We start from the raw sequence: 1,531 nt of genomic DNA, 5'->3' as shown, positions 1-1,531 counted from the left end.
CATAGTGTAAAGTTTATGTAGGAATAAAAAAGCAAGTTACCTTCTCGATGTGGTATAGTTTTCAAGTAACCCACACAATAAAACATAACCAACAGAAGAGAGGTAACCTGCAATTATGATTGTACGCGAAATCTACGAAAAAATCATCAATGAATTAGAAAAAAGTATTGCAGATGAGTTGTTAAACGGCTCAGATTTTTCTGAATTAGCCGCCACGGTACATGATTATGTAAATAAGCTTGGGACCCGAATTCTTGAGCAGATAGTAGAAGACGCAGATAAGGCTTTCAAAGACTCATCAGAGAGGAAGCGCCATTGGCAGATCGTTCGAAAGGATACACGAAGTGTTCTTACTGCTATGGGAGAAGTAAAAATCTCCCGCAACTATTATCGTCATAAAGTGACAGGTGAATATGCGCATCTGGCAGATGAAGTATTGAAGCTACCTGCATATGACCGAGTGGAAGAAGGGCTGAAAGCAGATTTGATATTAAAAGCGTCGGGAATGTCCTATAGCAGAGCCGGAAGAGCAAATCGTCATGCAGAAGTGAGCCGACAGACAGTGATGAATTGCATAAGAGAGGTAGGAACACTTAAACATGTTCCTGAACGCAACAAGAAAAAGCAGGTATCGATACTATACGTAGAGGCGGATGAAGACCATGTGGCGCATCAGGACGGCCAGAACCGTCAAGCAAAGTTAGTGTATGTGCATGAAGGAGCCAGGCGAAACGGTAAGCGATGCGAGTTACAGAACGTGCACTATTTTGCCACCACCAGCACAGATAATGAAACGCTGTGGACAGAAGTATTAGATTACATAGAACAGACATATGAACTGGAGCAGGTAGAGCGGATATATATAGCTGGTGACGGAGCTGGGTGGATAAAAGCAGGTCAAAACTATCTTCCAAAGAGTGTACCGATACTTGATGCCTATCATCGGAACAAGTATATTCGAAAGGCTGCGGGTGGGGATGACATCCAGGTAAAAAGGCTGATGGATGCATTGAGAGCAGGAGATAAGAAAGCAACAGCGAAGGAACTAAAGCTATGCTACGAAAAGGCTGAAACCGAAGGACACCGGAAAAGAGTTTTAGAAACAAGGAAGTATTTATTTGATAATTGGAAGAGTATTGAAAACGCGACGAAGTATCCGGATGTTATTGGCTGTAGTGCAGAGGGTCATGTAAGCCATGTACTAAGCGAGAGATTAAGCAGTCGACCGATGGGATGGAGTTTAGTCGGCTCAGAACAAATGAGTCGATTAAGGGCTTTCGTACATAATGGTGGTAATATCCATGCTGCCATAAAGAAACAGCGTCAAAATGAAATTAGACTGAACAGGAAGAAGGAAAAAAGCATACGGAAACGGATGGTGAAGGGTTTTGAGAAGATAGGCAATATTCCTGCCCTGCAGATGTCAGGAAGGACAAGCAGAATCTATTGGATACTTAGGGGGTTACAACACGGAAGCTTACTGTATCGTGTAGGAGGCTGATTTTTATTCCTACAAATCGTTGACACTATC

At 42.7% G+C, this 1,531-nt stretch carries 1 protein-coding gene; it reads left to right on the top strand.

The annotated features are described in order from the left end of the window. The first annotated feature begins 115 nt into the window (after window positions 1–115). Window positions 116–1,501 carry an ISLre2 family transposase gene (locus F3H12_RS13100; RefSeq protein WP_149679755.1) on the top strand — a complete coding sequence of 462 codons (1,386 nt, stop codon included), beginning with the start codon at window positions 116–118 and terminating at the stop codon, window positions 1,499–1,501. Window positions 1,502–1,531: the final 30 nt, after the last annotated feature.

This window comes from Thermoclostridium caenicola (assembly GCF_900142095.1).
Lineage (GTDB): Bacteria > Bacillota > Clostridia > DSM-8532 > DSM-8532 > Thermoclostridium_A > Thermoclostridium_A caenicola.
This window is presented reverse-complemented; position numbering and strand designations above follow the sequence as displayed.